The organism is Bifidobacterium sp. ESL0784 (genome assembly GCF_029433295.1).
Taxonomy (GTDB): Bacteria; Actinomycetota; Actinomycetes; order Actinomycetales; family Bifidobacteriaceae; genus Bifidobacterium.
Genome location: NZ_JAQTHV010000004.1, coordinates 131,375 through 147,284 on the forward strand (window position 1 = coordinate 131,375; position 15,910 = coordinate 147,284).

15 protein-coding genes are annotated in these 15,910 nt (G+C 54.0%); 11 read left to right on the forward strand and 4 right to left on the reverse strand.

Annotated features, from left to right (window positions below; translation table 11 throughout):
• Positions 1–2: 2 nt before the first annotated feature.
• A complete protein-coding gene (locus tag PT279_RS07155; protein ID WP_277166729.1) occupies positions 3–356 on the reverse strand; it encodes a Rid family detoxifying hydrolase in 354 nt (117 codons plus the stop codon).
• A gap of 241 nt (positions 357–597) precedes the next feature.
• Between PT279_RS07155 and PT279_RS07160 the strand changes: the two genes are divergently transcribed.
• Positions 598–1,770, forward strand: coding sequence for a PatB family C-S lyase (locus PT279_RS07160; RefSeq protein WP_277166730.1), 1,173 nt, complete (start codon positions 598–600; stop codon positions 1,768–1,770).
• Positions 1,771–1,949: 179 nt separating this feature from the next.
• Here the strand turns inward: PT279_RS07160 and PT279_RS07165 are convergent, their stop codons facing one another.
• Positions 1,950–2,600: a PAS domain-containing protein gene (locus PT279_RS07165; protein WP_277166731.1), complete on the reverse strand. Its 651-nt coding sequence runs from the start codon at positions 2,598–2,600 to the stop codon at positions 1,950–1,952.
• Positions 2,601–2,755: 155 nt separating this feature from the next.
• On the opposite strand from PT279_RS07165, the gene PT279_RS07170 reads away from it, so the two are divergent.
• Positions 2,756–4,156 carry a sugar ABC transporter substrate-binding protein gene (locus PT279_RS07170; RefSeq protein ID WP_277166732.1) on the forward strand — a complete coding sequence of 467 codons (1,401 nt, stop codon included), beginning with the start codon at positions 2,756–2,758 and terminating at the stop codon, positions 4,154–4,156.
• A gap of 171 nt (positions 4,157–4,327) precedes the next feature.
• Here PT279_RS07170 and PT279_RS07175 read toward each other — a convergent pair whose 3' ends face one another.
• On the reverse strand, positions 4,328–5,104 hold the full coding sequence (locus PT279_RS07175) for a type III pantothenate kinase (protein WP_277167047.1): 777 nt from the start codon (positions 5,102–5,104) through the stop codon (positions 4,328–4,330).
• A 188-nt stretch (positions 5,105–5,292) separates the two neighbouring features.
• Here PT279_RS07175 and PT279_RS07180 point away from each other — a divergent pair, with 188 nt between their 5' ends.
• The 5 genes from PT279_RS07180 (at position 5,293) to PT279_RS07200 (ending at position 10,816) form a co-directional block, all read left to right on the forward strand.
• Positions 5,293–7,089, forward strand: a complete 1,797-nt coding sequence (locus tag PT279_RS07180) for an ABC transporter substrate-binding protein (protein WP_277166733.1) — start codon at positions 5,293–5,295, stop codon at positions 7,087–7,089.
• Positions 7,090–7,274: 185 nt separating this feature from the next.
• Positions 7,275–8,246 (forward strand): ABC transporter permease, encoded by a 972-nt coding sequence (locus PT279_RS07185; RefSeq protein ID WP_277166735.1) that lies wholly within the window; start codon positions 7,275–7,277, stop codon positions 8,244–8,246.
• Entirely contained in the window at positions 8,243–9,244 is a 1,002-nt protein-coding gene (locus PT279_RS07190; RefSeq protein WP_277166737.1) for an ABC transporter permease, read from the forward strand. The genes PT279_RS07185 and PT279_RS07190 overlap by 4 nt, the downstream gene beginning before the upstream one ends.
• A gap of 2 nt (positions 9,245–9,246) precedes the next feature.
• Positions 9,247–10,035, forward strand: coding sequence for an ABC transporter ATP-binding protein (locus tag PT279_RS07195; RefSeq protein WP_277166738.1), 789 nt, complete (start codon positions 9,247–9,249; stop codon positions 10,033–10,035).
• Positions 10,028–10,816, forward strand: coding sequence for a dipeptide/oligopeptide/nickel ABC transporter ATP-binding protein (locus PT279_RS07200; RefSeq protein WP_277166739.1), 789 nt, complete (start codon positions 10,028–10,030; stop codon positions 10,814–10,816). The genes PT279_RS07195 and PT279_RS07200 overlap by 8 nt, the downstream gene beginning before the upstream one ends.
• Before the next feature lie 193 nt (positions 10,817–11,009).
• Here the strand turns inward: PT279_RS07200 and PT279_RS07205 are convergent, their stop codons facing one another.
• Positions 11,010–12,002, reverse strand: a complete 993-nt coding sequence (locus tag PT279_RS07205; protein WP_277166740.1) for an NAD(P)-dependent oxidoreductase — start codon at positions 12,000–12,002, stop codon at positions 11,010–11,012.
• A 293-nt stretch (positions 12,003–12,295) separates the two neighbouring features.
• Here PT279_RS07205 and PT279_RS07210 point away from each other — a divergent pair, with 293 nt between their 5' ends.
• The 4 genes from PT279_RS07210 to PT279_RS07225 all read left to right on the forward strand — a co-directional run bounded on the left by PT279_RS07210 (position 12,296) and on the right by PT279_RS07225 (position 15,849).
• Positions 12,296–12,661, forward strand: coding sequence for a damage-inducible protein J (locus PT279_RS07210; RefSeq protein WP_277166741.1), 366 nt, complete (start codon positions 12,296–12,298; stop codon positions 12,659–12,661).
• Positions 12,658–13,161 (forward strand): PIN domain-containing protein, encoded by a 504-nt coding sequence (locus PT279_RS07215; RefSeq protein ID WP_277166742.1) that lies wholly within the window; start codon positions 12,658–12,660, stop codon positions 13,159–13,161. The genes PT279_RS07210 and PT279_RS07215 overlap by 4 nt, the downstream gene beginning before the upstream one ends.
• A 128-nt stretch (positions 13,162–13,289) precedes the next feature.
• Positions 13,290–15,290 (forward strand): DNA helicase RecQ, encoded by a 2,001-nt coding sequence (gene recQ, locus PT279_RS07220; protein ID WP_277166743.1) that lies wholly within the window; start codon positions 13,290–13,292, stop codon positions 15,288–15,290.
• 88 nt (positions 15,291–15,378) lie between these two features.
• Positions 15,379–15,849, forward strand: coding sequence for an ASCH domain-containing protein (locus PT279_RS07225; RefSeq protein WP_277166744.1), 471 nt, complete (start codon positions 15,379–15,381; stop codon positions 15,847–15,849).
• Positions 15,850–15,910 lie beyond the last annotated feature (61 nt).

Genomic DNA, 15,910 nt, shown 5'->3' on the forward strand with positions numbered 1-15,910 from the left:
GATTATGACTCCTTTTGTGCGATGGCTTCGATTTCTATGTTCGCGCCTTGGGCCAAGCCTGCCACTTGGAAGGCGCTACGAGCCGGATAGGGAGCGGCGAAGAAATTGGAATAAACCTTGTTGAATCGAGCGAAATCGGCGAAATCCCGCAGGAATACAGTTGTTTTGATAATGTCCGACCGCGTGCAACCGAAATCGGCAAGAGTCGTTTCCAGGTTGTTCAGTGCCTTAGTGGTCTGATCTTCGATGCTTGCCGGGTATTCGCCAGTTGCCGGATCCAGCGGAAGCTGTCCGGAAATATAGTACGTGTCGCCGGCCTTGCGCCAAGATGAATACGGAGTTGTTTGCGATGTCATATATATGCCTTTCGTTGTACGGGCAAGATGCTCTTAGCTGCGGACAAAGCATCTTTGCCACTGCCCTGTTCTAGTGTAAGGACAATAAAATAATAATAACTTATTATTAAAAAAACACAAAATCGGCATTTTTCCTTCAAAAAACAAGAATATTTGCTTTTTTTGAAGAAAAAATTATCATCATGATAATTTTATGTTATGCTTAAACTGCAATGAAGCATCAATTGAAAGGATGTAAGTTATGAACTCTCTCGATACGGTAATCGATCGGAAGAATACCTATAGCATCAAATGGGATGGTATAGGGCTCGACTACAAGAATCTTGACCTCACTCCCATGTCCATCGCGGACATGGATTTCAAGGTCCCTCAGGAGGTCATAGACGCTGTTGTAGCTCAGGCCAAGGTCGGCATTTATGGGTATGCAATGCCTGCCGAAAGCTATACCAGTGTTTTCACCGGTTGGATCAAGGAACGCAATGATTGGCAATTGCAAGAAGATAATATCGGATTTGTCATTCGTGTCGTCGACGCAATTTCTATGGCCATTCGTTCGATGAGCAACGAGGGCGATGCAGTCATCGTCTTCACCCCGCTTTACGGCTTCTTCGAATCGGCCGTTGTTGGTGCGCGTCGCAAGTTGGTTGCCAATCGTATCAATTACACCGACCATGGCTATGAAGTCGATTTTGACGAGTTTGAACGGCAGATCGAGTCCGAGCATGTCCGTATGTTCATTCTCTGCAATCCTCACAACCCGACGGGAAGGGTGTGGACGCGAGAGGAATTGACGCGTATGGTGGAAATCTGCAAAGCGCACGATGTCATTATCATCTCTGATGACATTCATAGCGATTTGATTATGCCGGGATATCACTACACCCCGATTGCGAAGATTGCCAAGGAAATGGATTTCGACAAGGTCATCACCATGAAATCCGCTTCGAAGACGTTCAACGTGGCGGGGTTGCAGCTCGGCTATTATATTTCCGAGAATCCTGACATCATGAAGCATATGCAGGATGAGAAGGATTACACGACCTATCCTGATCTTCCCAATAACTTTGTGATTGCGGCAATAACCGCAGCCTATAAGCATGGTGTTCCGTGGCTTGAGAATGTCCTGCAGTATATCGAGGGAAATTATCAAATGCAGAAGAAGCTGATCGAGGAGAAATTCCCGAAGGCTCATCTCGCTGAATTGCAAGGCACCTATCTGACGTGGCTGGATGTCAGCTATTTGGGAATCGATGAGAAGACTTTGATGGACAGGCTTGACAAGTGTGGTGTCGGTGCTGAAACCACGTCAAGTTTTGGCATCAAAGACGGTTTGTATATTCGTATGAACATCGCCTGCCCGAAGGCTACCATGCAAAAAGGGCTTGACGCGTTGGAAAAGGCGTTGTCGATGTAACTGGCAATTGAGAGGTTTGCCGCAAAATGATATATAACGCGACAAACTTGATTTTACTTTTCCTCTTATTTTCAGTGTTTTAAGGCACTGACTTTCACGATGGTTGATGTCAGATTCGAAAGAAGTTTTCTGAGATCAACCATCGTGAAAGCTTTTTGTGGGACGTTGTTTGGCTGCTTCTAGTTGACATTTTGCAGATATCTATACAGCGTCGATACGGAGCATCCCAATTCCGGTGCCACTACGTTGACCGCGCTTTTCATGAGGAAAACACCGTTGTTTTTCAGGTCACGAACGATATTGATTCGTTCATCGGAAGTCATGCGGGTGGGGGAAACGCCATATTGTGCCACGGTATCTCTGGTTATCCTGCGGATGGTCTCACTCCAGTTGCCCTGCAGGTTCTCGCCATGCCCGATGGCGGGAAGCATGTCGTGCAGATTCGAATCAGGAACCAATTTGGATAGCAGGGAGAGAGTGTCTTTGAATCCTGTGATATCCACGTTGATGCAAAGTAGGCCTATGAGCTCGCCTTTGCTGTTTTTTATGAACAATGTCGATGACCTGAACTCTTGGTTGTACGCCGCACCTTTATAGCCTGACACGTAGTCCCTGACGTTGGATTCACCTGTTTGAATCAGTTTCAATGCTTGGTCGGTAACTCCGTCACCAACTTTTCTGCCAGATAGATTGCCGTTCCTGATAAAGATGATTGATTTTTTGGGATCATTGACATCATGTATCAGAACTTCGGCTATTTCACCAAGGGCGTCTGCGATAAAATTCGCTAGCGGGAATGTGTCTTCCAAATGTTCGAATGATAATGTCATATGTATTTTCCTTGTTTTCCGAGATGATATCTATACTACTCGGTACTTGGCATGTGAGAAAAAAATATCTGTTTTTGAATGGGGATGGCGGATGGCTTCCCAAGGTGAGGATAGACTTGTCTTGAACGAAACGGTGGATTGGCGACAGGGGTAGCATGAGCAAGGTTCGACGGCTGCTTGCAACAGTTTGCGCTTGTTTGCTGCTTGCTTCCACGGTTGCCTGCGGGACGCAGGACAGCCGTACCGTCATCACGGTCTGGTCGTGGGAGCCCAGCATGCAGGCCGAGGCCCGGGATTTCGAAAAAGCCAATCCCGACATCCGCGTCGATATCAAATCGACCAGCGGTTACGACAATCTCAACTCCGCCATCCAGGACGGCTATAATATGCCTGACGTGGTGCAGCTCGAGTATTTCGCGCTCCCGCAATATGCCGTGAGCGGCCAGCTGCGCGACATCACCGATCAGACGCAGGGTTACGGTGAGAACTACACGCCCGGTACATGGTCGAGCGTGCACACCAACGGTCAGGTCTACGGGGTGCCGATGGATTCGGGGCCGATGGCATTCTTTTATAACGATGACGTCTTCCGCCAGGCCGGCGTCGACGCCTCACAGATCCATACATGGAACGACTACTACGAAGCGGCCAAAAAACTCAAGGCGATAGGCGTCTATATCGCCGCCGATGCGGGCGACGCAAGCTTTTACAATGCGATGATCTGGCTTAACGGCGGCCGCCCGTTCCACACCACCGGTGACGGCAAAACCGTTACCGTCGACCTCACCAATGACGCCGGAACGCAGAATTTCAGCGCGTTCTGGCAGAAAATGATTGATGAGGGGCTGATCAACACACAGCTCAACACTTGGTCGGACGGGTGGAAGAATGCACTGGCTGTGGGAAATGTCGCTTCTGTGTTCACCGGAGCGTGGATGCCGTCGTTGCTGCTTTCCGACGTGCCGGGCAGCGCGGGGCTTTGGCGTGTTGCCCCTATGCCAACAGCCGATGGAACACAAACCAATTCGGAGAATGGTGGTTCGGCCCTTACCGTTCTGAACCTGACACGCAAGCCAGAAGCCGCAATGCGTTTCATCCGTTACGTCTGTCTCGACCGCTCGGGAATTGCCAAGCGTGTCGACGGCGGTGCGTTCCCGGCAGACAAGGCGACGTTGAACAGCCGTGATTTTCTGACGAAGACCACGATTCGGGATTCGCGAGGCATCGATGTGCCATATTTTGGTGGCCAGCAATTTAACCGAGTGCTCTCGAGCGCGGCCGAGAACGTGTCGCTTGGCTACCAATACCTGCCCTTTGAAGTCTATGCTCGGGGTGATTTCAAGGCGACGGTCGGGCAGTCCTATAAATGGGCGAACGGTGAGCGTGCCTTGCAGAAGGTCCAGGAACGTATCGATGCCGGGCAAACCAACCCGGACGGCAGCCCGTTGACGTTGCCCCAGGACCCTGGTCCCAAGATCAGCCTGTTGCAGGGAATCGCGCTGTGGCAGAAGGACATCAAGGAGTACGGCACCAATCAGGGCTTTACGCTGCAGTAAGGCCGTTATGCCTATCAATATATGCTAAACGCGACGTTGAGAAAAGCGGAGTGTCGTTATTTAGCGCAAATTGGCACGAGAAAGCAATAAAGCGGACGCTGAGTCGTGATGAGCGTCGTGTTTAGCGCAATTCGATGCTGTGCGATGTGATTCGGCTCCGTCTGAAACGTTTCAGGCGTTGAGACGGTAGATGACGGACATACCCTTGAAAATGAGGTCCGGGTCGTAGACGTCGATGGTATCGGTATCGTCTTTGAAGACCGAACCGAGACCACCGGTGGCGACCACCTTGAAATCTTCCTCTATTTCGCGGTGGAATTGCTCGATCGTGCGTTCGATGCCACCAAGGAAGTTATAATACAGTCCTGCCTGCATGGCCGTTTTCGTGCCTTTGGCCAAGATGGAATCCGGTCGTGTGATCTCCACTTCGGGAAGCTGGGCGGTGCCGGATACCAAAGAACTGATGGAGGTCCGTAGACCCGGGCTGATTAGCCCTGCAGTGATGGCCTTGTTGCCATCGACGTAATTGAAGGTAGTGGCCGTGCCGAAATCCGCCACCAGCACTGGACCGCCGTACGTCGCGTACGCGCCTACGCAATCCGCCAGGCAGTCGGCACCCAGGGATTTCGGATCATCCATACGGATGGATAGTCCAGATTTCACTCCGGGGCCGACGATGATCGGGTCGATATCAAGGAATTTGACGATGCTGGAACGGAAGGAATGCATGATTTGGGGAACGACCGAGGCGACGATGACATCATCGACGTCATCGGGGTTGTATCCGCCGGATTCGAGGAATTGAAGCAGCAGCAGACCGTATTCGTCGCTGGTCCTGAAGGTTTTGGTGGTGATGCGCCAGGTGTCGGTGATGGCGGTGGTGGGGGAGCTGTCGTCCACCACGCCGATTTCGATGTTCGTGTTGCCGATATCAATCGCGAGTAGCATTTTGCCCGCCTTCCCGGTGGTTTCCGACATGTATTCCAGCACTTTCAATCGTGCCGTATTCTCGTTCCTATTGCGTTTCCATCATACGCTGTCGGTGGCGTAAATCTATCGGTATTCGTATGATGGAAACCGCAGACGACCCGTAAGGGCGGATAGCGAAGTCAATAATTTCTATCAAAGAGGAAAGTATGCCTACCAATTCAGGTGCGTACGGAGAAAACGACGCAACCGACAGCAAAGCAACGGGCAACAACGAAAACGAGACTGCGGCGAACGTCGCCGGTTCTTCGGCGAATGTGAGCGATAACGCCACCAACACGGGTAGCACTGGCGCCAACGCGAACCATGATGCTGAGGCGAAAAACACAGGCAGCACCGACGAAACACTGAATGCACACGTCAAAGGCACGTCCGTCGGCAACGTTTCCGGTGGCACTGGCGGACACGGCAAGAAAAAAGGCTGGACCTGGGCGATTGTCGCTGCTGTCGTGGTGGTAGCACTTATCGCCGCTTTCGTGGTGATTCGCAACAACCGGAAGGCCAGTATTGCGCCCGCCCAAGTCCATACGGCCGATTCCGTAACCATCGGGCTCAAGCTCGCCCCCACCAACCTCGACATCCGCAACCAGTCTGGCTCCTCGCTCGACCAGGTGCTCGTCGGCAACGTCTACGAAGGGCTTGTCGCACGCGATTCGCAGAACAAGGTCGTGCCAGGACTGGCCAAAAGCTGGGAGAAAAGCGCCGACGGTATGAGCTACACGTTCCATCTGAATCGTGGCATGAACTTCTCGAATGGCGACAAACTCGACGCCAGCGATGTGGCGTGGTCCATCAATGAGCTGGTGGCCAAGCATTATCACGATTCCGAAGCGCTGATGAACTTCAAATCTGTGACGGCCACGGATGCCGATACCGTCAAACTTGACCTGACCGCGCCTTATGCCAACCTCTTATGGGAGCTTGCCTGCCGTCCGGGGCTGGTGTTCGACAAGAACGCCAACTACGACATGAAGACGCAGGCGGTGGGCTCGGGGCCGTACACCGTCGCCAAATTCGTGCCGAATGATTCCATTACGTTGAAGGCCAATCCGAAGTATTGGGGAACGCACAAGGCTGCAACTTCGACCATCGTGCTGCGCTATTTCGGCGATGACAATGCTGCCGTCAACGCGCTGAAATCCGGGGATGTTCAGGTTCTTGCGCCCGTGACCGAGAATCTTGCGGAGCCCTTTGTGAAAGACAACGCCAATTATCGCGTCGCGGCCGGCGACGACACCGACAAGTTCGTGCTCGCTATGAATTCCAAGGGTGCCAAGACCTCAGACCTGCGCGTGCGACAGGCCATTCGCTACGCGATCGACCACAAGCAGCTCATCGCCTCGCGCGGCGGTGCCGACAAGCCGCTGGGCGGGCCGATTCCTTCGCTCGACCCGGGTTATCAGGACTTAACCGGTCTCTATCCCCACAATGTCGAGAAGGCCAAGGCGCTGATGAAGGAGGCCGGCTACACGCCCGACCACCCGCTCGAGCTGCGGCTGACCTACGCCAACACCTACGGCACCGAGCTCGGCGACCAGTTGCGCAGTCAGTTGAAGCCCATCGGCATCGACCTCAAAGTAAACGTGGTCGAGTTCTCCACATGGCTCCAGGACGTGCTGAAAAACAAGGATTATGACCTCTCCATGGTCGACCACAACGAAAGTCACGACTTCTCGCAGTGGACGCAAGATTCGTATTACTACAACTACAGCAACCAGAAGGTCAAGGATTACTACAATCAGGCGATGGCCGCTTCCAGCGACTCCCAGCGCGACGCGTTGCTGGCCAAGGCCGCACGGGTTGTCAGTGAGGACGCGCCCGCCGACTGGCTCTTCAACTACCGCATCACCACGGCGATGAAGAGCGGCGTATCGGGTTTCCCGCTCAACCTGAACCAGACGCTGCTGCCGCTCTACAACGTGAGGTATATGACGCAGGTCAAGTAGTGGGTTGCGCTAAGGGCGTGTGATTAAGGATTGTGGCGAAGATGCGATGAAAATTAAGAAAAAGCGTGCGGAAGCCTGATTTTGCTCGCATGTTCAATCTAGCATGCGTTGAAAATCAGGGAATCCGAGGCAAAAGGCTGATTTTGCTCGCATCTTCGGTATGGATTTGATAGGTAAGGTGGCTTATGCGATTCGTCATTCGACGTTTCCTGCTATTTGTGGCGGCACTGCTCGCCATTTCGGTGGTGATTTTCGCGGCGCTGCGCATTCTGCCGGGCGACGTGGCCAGCGTGATGGCCGGGCTCAACGCACCTCCGGAGCGCGTGGCCCAGTTGCGTTCACAGATGGGGCTTGACCGTCCGCTGATTGTGCAGTATTTCAGCTGGATGGGCGGATTGCTGCACGGCGATTTTGGCACCTCGCTTCTGACCGGTCGCTCGATCAGCTCGATGGTCGCCATGCGCGCTTCCGTTACCTTCCCGCTTATTGTATTGGGGCTTGTCGTGGCACTCGCCATCGGCCTGACACTTGGGGTTGTAGCTACCTTGGCCACGCGTCCGGCGGTGCGTTCTGCGTTCCATTTCGTCGCCATCGTCGGCGGTGCCATTCCTGCGTTGTGGGGAGGGCTGCTGCTGATTCTGCTCTTCGGACGCGGAACCGGATTGCTAGGAATTCTGCCCTCGCAGGGATTTCCTGAGGCTGGTTGGTCTAGCTTCGGTTCGGCCTTGGCCTCGTTGGTGCTGCCCGCTTTGACGGTCGGCATCATCGACGGTGCAAGCCTCATGCGCTATACACGTTCGGCGTTGGGTGACGTGATGAACAGCGGCTATATAGATCAGGCGATGGCCTGCGGCTATACACGTCGTCAGGCCGCGCTCAAAGTCGGGTTGAGGCTGGCGACACCGCAACTGGTGAGTGTGGTCGGGCTGATGTTCGCCGGCATGATTACCGGCGTCATGGTCATCGAAAGCCTCTTCGCACTGCCCGGCATAGGAGCGGGGTTGATCACCGACCTTGGCAACCGCGACCTCATCGCGGTGCAAAGCGAACTCTTCATGCTGGCCGCCTTCTTCCTTTTCGTCGGCTTCCTCGTTGACTTGTTGCACCGCTTCCTCGACCCGCGTCTGAAGCACGCCGTGCAGGGAGGTGCGCAATGACGAGTAAGGATGAATGCAGTACGACAGATACGAATCAAGCCAGCCGTGAATCGACGAATATGTCACAAGACATTGTCTCTTCTGTTGGGAACAGCGTAATCCAGCCGTCAGGGAAAGTATTCAAAAGTACGAAGGCCAGATCTTCAAATAAGCTCACGGTTGTATTACGTTCAATATGGCAGCGTGGCGAAGGCAAGTTCGCGCTGATTGTGTTGGCACTGTGGGTTGCGGTCTCTTTGGTTTCGCTCGTTTGGACACCGCAATCGCTATGGGCTACCGACGGCTATCACGTCTGGGCTAAACCGTCCGCTGCGCACTGGCTCGGCACCGACGGCACCGGGGCAGATGTGTTCAGCTGGTTGATGGCCGGGGCGCGGACGAACCTTTTCATCGCCATCCTGGCTGTCGTTTTCGCCGGGGCGTTGGGCATATTGCTGATGGGTGCGATGGTCTCGCGCAATTCGGCGCTGTCAAACGTTTCGGTGGTTGCGGTGGACGCGTTGATCTCCATCCCGACCGCGCTGATCGCCTTGATTCTGGCAGTCCCCATGGGTGCCTCGGTTGCGGTCATCATCATCGCCTGCGGTATCGGATACGGGCTCAACCTGGCGCGTATAGCACGGCCTCAGGCGCTGCTTGCGGCCAATTCCGACTATGTCGCTTCCTCGCTTTCCTATGGCGCTTCGGGCTTTTCCGTGATGCTGCACCATATCCTGCCCAACGCGATGCCGACCATCATGGTTCAGCTTTCGCTGTCCGCCGGCACTGCGGTACTTGCCGAATCCGGCCTGACCTATCTCGGTGTCGGAGTCCCGAGCGGCGTGCCGAGCTGGGGCCATTCGCTGGCTACGTCGGTCAAGTTCATCAACGTCTATCCGTTGACCGTGCTCTGGCCTGGCCTCATCGTTACCGTTGTGGTGGTGGCGCTGAACGTCTTCGGCGATGTGCTGCGTGATGCCATCGACCCGGTGACGAATCCGGAATTACGGGAGGTGTGATCATGAGTGTTGAAGTGAAACAACTTGGCGTTTCCATTGCCGATAAGCGGATAGTTCAAAATGTCGATTTGCATATCGGCGACGGCGAGCGGGTCGGTCTTATTGGCTCGTCCGGTTCCGGCAAGTCCATGATTTCCAAGGCGATGTTCGGTCTGCTGCCGACGAATGCGCAAATTTCAGGTTCCGTTATGCTCGGCGATACGCAGATTATCGGGGCGGACGAAACCGTTCTCGCGAGCCTGCGTGGGCGCTATGTCGGCGCGGTGTTCCAGAATCCTGCGTCATCTCTGAACCCGGTTCTTGCTGTCGGCAAACAGATCGAATTGCCGTTGAAACTCCATTATGACTTGGATAAGGCGGATCGGCAGGCGCGGGTCGCCGCGATGCTCGAAAAGGTCGGGCTTGACGAGACCACGGCGCAAAAATACCCCAGCGAGCTTTCCGGCGGCCAGCAGCAGCGTGTCGGCATCGCCACTGCTTTGATTACTTCGCCGCGTCTTATTATCGCCGACGAACCGACGACCGCGCTCGATTCGATTACCCAGCGGCAAATCGTCGATCTGCTGGTCTCGTTGGTCGATAAGGCCGGTGCCTCGATGCTGTTCATCACACACGATTTCTCGGTGCTCGCCCGAGCCACGACGCGATGCTATGTGCTGGATAACGGTCAGATCATCGAATTCGGAGATACTTCTGATTTGCTGAATAATCCGCAAAATGGACAGACGAAGAAGCTGGTCGGGGCGGCAAGAGAGCTGACGTTGCAAAGGAAACGGGATAGCGATGACTGAACGACAGACGCTGCTGACCGGCAGAGGAATCAGCCGAGTTTTTGGAAAAGGCAAGGAACGGCAAACCGCTCTCGATGGCGTAGACGTCGAGGTGTGCGCAGGGGAGTGCCTTGCGCTGATTGGCGGTTCCGGTTCGGGAAAGTCCACGTTGATGCGCATTTTGCTGGGACTTGACCAACCGACTTCGGGAACGGTGACGTTCGAAGGTGAACCTGTCGATGGCAAAAAATCTGCTGGATACCAAGCCTTGCGACGCGAATCAAGCTTGGTGTTCCAGAGCCCGTTTACATCGCTCGATCCTCGTTGGACGGTGGTGAAGTCGGTCTCAGAACCCTTGGAAATCCAGCGGAAGCGACATTCAAAAACCGATGGCTTGGATATCGGCCAGAAAGTGCGTGAGGCCCTGTCTCTTGTCGGACTCAACCCCGACGAGTTTCTGAATCGTTATCCTGCCGACCTTTCGGGTGGACAGGCGCAGCGTGTCGCCATCGCTCGTGCGCTGGTCACCGATCCAAAGCTTATTGTCGCCGATGAGCCGATGAGCGCCATTGACGTGGCAGCACGTCTGCAGATTCTTGAGGCATTCGCCGCCATTCGCAAATCCCGCCCGGAAACGGCCATCATCATGATTTCGCACGATTTGGGCGTGGTGCAGCACATCGCGGATCGTATCGTCGTGCTTCACGATGGCAAGGTGGTGGAAAGCGGTAGCACCGATGACGTGCTGAATCGTCCGAAAGCCGCCTATACCCGCGAACTGGTTGAGGCTGCTTCGTTGTAGCCCGATGGGTTGTTTCGCTATCGAATGCGATGACGCTGGTGTGTGCTTTTCGTCGCGTTGATTCAACTAATGCGACATAAAGCATGAAGAAACGCGCTTTATGTCGCGTCGACTATGGTTATTTGCTTCTAAACGCTGAAATCGAAAGCGAGCGTTTCGCGAAGCCGCACTTTAAGGTGCTGATACGGTCCGCCTATTCCACCACGTTGAAGCGCTCGCCGTTGCAGAAGGCGTGAATGGAGCGTGCAAGTTGGCGCGAAAGATCACGGTAAGCGTCATCGGCACGCCAGGCGACGTGTGGGGTAAGAATGGTACCTGGAACCGAACGCAGCGGGTCGTCGGCGGGCAACGGTTCCTTGTCGTAAACATCGATGGCGGCCTTGATATCGCCTCGCTTGAGCCTCTGGACCAGAGCGCCCGGCTCGATGAGTTCAGCGCGTGCCGTGTTGATGAAACAGCTTCCTGGCTTGAGCTGATCGAGGTCGGCGGCGGTGACAGCCCCTCGCGTCTCTTCGTTCAACGGGAGGTGCAGACTTACGATATCTGAATGGGCCATAATCTCGTCGATATGCTCAACGCGCGTCGCGCCAAGCGAGCGTGCAGTGGCTGCGTTGACGTGTGAATTCCACACTAGCGTATGCATGCCGAATCCGTCGGCGATGCGGGCAACGGTCTGGCCAATGCCCCCAAAACCGATGAGTCCCAGCGTTTTGTCTTTAAGCGATGTGCCTTCGAGTCCGTTCCAATTGCCCTCCCGGATGCTGCGGTCCATCGCGCCGACAGCGCGTGCAAGCTCGAAAATCAGTGCGAATGTATACTCCGCAACGGTTTCATCGCCGTAATGGACCGTGTTGCACACGCGAATGCCCATCTCCTTCGTACGCTTGAGGTCGATGAAATTGGCGACGCCGGTGCCTCCGAAGACAAAGCAGCGGACATGGCTACCGAGTTCCTCAAGCAGCGTTCCGGTGACATGGAAGCCGATGACCACAACGATATCGGCGTCTTTGCAACGTTCGAGGATAGTGTCGGGTTCGATGTTGAAATCCTTGTACATCCGTACGCGCGCGACGTTGCGCAGCATCCGCATGCTCGTGGCGATCGGCTGATACATGGCCTCGAACATTGAGGGGATGACCACCAGCGGCAGTTCAGTGTGTTCGGATTGCGTTTCGATATACTCCATATTTTTAAGGATAATTCCGCCTCTGGCCTATGTATGGGGATGAATGCCTCCGCTGGCTTGCGTTATAGGTTAGGGTGCCCGTCTCCAGTCGGATCGCGCTTTGCTTTCCTTTGTTTCAGTAATATATGATTCTTTCATAAGCTATCTTGTATAGCAGAGATTTTATTCATATTGAGAATTCTCTGAAAACGTTATGCCGCAACGCTTTCTGCAGCATTTGACTTTTGTTTTGCTATACAGTAAGCTATATTGTATAGCAGTTAGAGTTGATGGGTGTGCGGTTAGGAGAAATTATGTCGATGGTGCAGATGAACGTCCGTATCGATGCCGACGTGAAGGACGACGTCGACGAGATACTCAAACGTAAGGGAAAGAACCCGAGTTCCGTGATTCGCGAGCTGTGGGACTTCATCCAAGATTCTGGCGAGATTCCTGATTTGGACACGTCAGTTGAGAAAAAGAATCAGGAGCTCGAAAAGCGCAAAAAACTTGAGAAGATCGACAATATGAGTGGAATAGTCCCGCGGACCTTGAGCGATATGGGGCTTATCGGGCGTGGCGACGATCCGTTCAAATCGATATCTGCCAAAGAGCTTCATGATTATGCGAATGAACAACGATATGAGGATTACATTCAGGAAAGCGGGGCAGCGCGATGAAGGAAACCAAGCGCAATATCGTTTTTGATACCAATATTCTTATCGATATCGTTATGCACCGTTCATTGCGGGAGTCTGCGGCGTTGAAGCTCATGGACGCATGTGCCGATTTGAATTTGAACCCTATGTGCGTGTCATTGTCGCTTAAAGATGTTGATTACATTGTGAAGGTGAACACCAAACGGGATTTCAAAGACGCCATGGCCGGTGTTGAACAGGCTACGGTGCAGCAGCTTGTCACTCAGATTGGTTGGACCAGTGTTGAATCAATCATGGAGGTTTGTCAGGTCGCTGCCGTTGATGGCGAGGTTTGCAAAAAAGCGCTGAAATTGCGTTCTGCGCATCCAGATTTTGAGGACGACCTCATTGTCGCCGCGTCGCGCCAGGCCAACGCCGACATGGTGGTGACCGACGACCAGGATCTGATCAAGCATTTCCCGGATTTGTGCATCAGCGTTGAGGATGCGCTGAAGCAGATTGATGGAACGGACCAAGATTAGGCATAAAGTCGAATGGCATTCCGAAAGTTGTTAATCGGTGTTTCAGACTGCATGATCTGAGCCGTGTTATTCGAGCGATTTTTGATTGGATTTTGTAGAGAGAGTACGTGAAAGCGGTCTTATAGACGATGAACCAAGATGACGATTACCCAATCGATGAAAAGCCCTCTGCTCACACAGACTTTCATGGTGGCGCGCTCGCAGCTCTGAAGCAGTACTTCGGCTACGATTCGTTCCGCGAAGGTCAGGAGGATTTGGTCAATGCCATTCTTGCCGGCCATGACGTGCTGGGAGTGATGCCGACCGGTGCCGGCAAATCCATCTGCTATCAGGTGCCGGCTACCATGTTGCCGGGCCTGACCATCGTCATTTCCCCGCTGATCTCGCTGATGCGCGATCAGGTGGACGCCCTGAACGATGCGGGTATCAAGGCCGCATTCATCAACACCACTCAGGAAAGCGATGAGCAATCCATGGTCTTAGCCCAGGCTCGGTGCGGCGATGTGAAAATGCTTTACGTCGCCCCCGAACGTTTGGAGACTGAGCGGTTCCGCAACTTTGCCTCGCAGGTCAAAATATCGCTGATTACGGTAGACGAAGCGCACTGCGTTTCGCAATGGGGACAGGATTTCCGCTCCTCGTATCTGGGTATCGGCGAGTTCATCGGTGGCCTTCCGGTGAGGCCGACCGTCGCCGCGTTCACGGCGACCGCAACCGAAAAAGTACGCCGTGATATCGTCCGCTTGTTGGGTTTGAAGGCGCCCAAGGTCACGGTTACGGGCTTTGACCGGCCGAACTTGTATTTTGACATCATCAACATGCCGACGAAACGCAAGAACATGTGGATTACGGAGTATGCGGCCAAACATTCCGACGAATCGGGTATCGTCTACTGTGCCACGCGCAAGGAGACCGAGGCGCTCGCCGATGAACTGAACCGACATGGCATCGGTGCCGCGGCCTATCACGGTGGTATGTCGGCCGAAGCGCGAGACAAGGCGCAACGAGATTTCGTCACCGACCGGGTGCCGGTCGTTGTGGCCACCAACGCTTTCGGCATGGGCATCGACAAGTCGAACGTCCGTTACGTTATCCATCACAACATGCCGGAAAGTATCGAAGCCTATTATCAGGAAGCCGGTCGGACTGGGAGGGATGGTGAACCCGGGCGTTGCACTCTGCTTTGGAACGAATCGGATATCGTCACTCGTCGCAGGCTTCTGGACATGGATTCCGACAATGACCGCATGAGTCCTGAGGAGCAGGAAGTCGTGCGCCAAAGTCATCGCCGCCTGTTGAATGCGATGATCGGCTACTGTCGCACCACCGAATGTCTGCATCGCTATATCATGCGCTATTTCGCTGATCCTAATGGCGTTGGTTCGGCAGAAAATGGACAAGAGCAAGACGTTTCCACTGATGGTGAAGTCTATAAATGCGGCAACTGCGCCAATTGCGAGAGTACGTTCGAGACCATCGATGTTTCCGACGTGGCCCGTGCCGTCAGCCGTTGTGTTCATGATATCAACCAGAGTTTCGGTATAGGCAAGATTGTTTCGGTGTTGCGGGGTTCGAAAGCGCAGGACTTGATTAATCGGCATCTTGACCAAGTGCCGAGCTACGGGGCGCTGCACGATGTGCCGGACGCGCGAATTCGCGATGTCATCAATCAGATGGCGACCGACGGCTATCTCTTTGTCTCTGAAGGCAGGCTGCCGATCGTGCGTTTCGGCGTGCGGGCGGGGGAGACGGTCAGGCCAGATTTCCATTATGAAATCAAGCGTATCCAGCGCAAGAAGCCGGTTGTCTCGTCTGGTGCCGCTTTTGGCTCCTACGATGAAGATTCTTCAAATGGTGCCAATGGTTCACGCGGGGGTAACAGCGCTTATGGCGATTACGAGCCTAGCGACGAGGATGAGGCACTCTTCCAGAAATTCCGTGAGCTTCGCCGCACCATCGCCCAGGAAATCGGCAAGCCGCCCTACATCGTCTTCTCGGACAAGACCTTGCGCGACATGGCCCGTATCAAGCCGGTCACCGATGCCCAGTTCCTAGCGGTCAACGGTGTGGGCGAAAACAAGCTGCACCTCTACGGCCCCCGTTTCATGGACGTGGTGCGTGCACAATGAAATGGAAACAAATAAATCAGGGAATGAGCCCGTCTATTAAGGATTAATAGCGGATACCATGCCCACCAAGCCAGAGAAATGAGAAGTAATGGCCAACCATACTGAATCAGACGATATCGTGAGTATAGGAAGCGATTCCGTCGATCTGACAAACCTCGAACGTGACGAATACGGCTTTCCTGGCCCAATGCGGGACTGTTTGGTTGAGGCGATCCTTGATGGGCGCAAAACTAGAACAACCTCATTGCTTGCCGAATACCAGCACGACCATGAACCGTTGCCGCAGGTCGGGAAGCTGGCTGTGGTGATTGATTCCGAAGACAAACCGGTGTGCGTTACCCGGCTGATGGAGGTCAAGGTCTGCAACATAAGTGATATCACCGATGAGCATGCCCGCGGCGAAGGCGAGGACTACGACGATGTGGCGGGTTGGCACAAGGCGCATGAGCAATTTTGGGAAAGCCCAGAATTTCTGGAGGAATTGGGCGATTGCAACTTCAAGGTCGATGACGATACCAAGGTCGTCTGTGAACGATTCAGTGTGGTTAAACGGCTTTGAACCATCGTTGGATTAAGGGTTGCGTAGTTGAAAGATGAATCGTTATGGGCGTAGCTGCCCA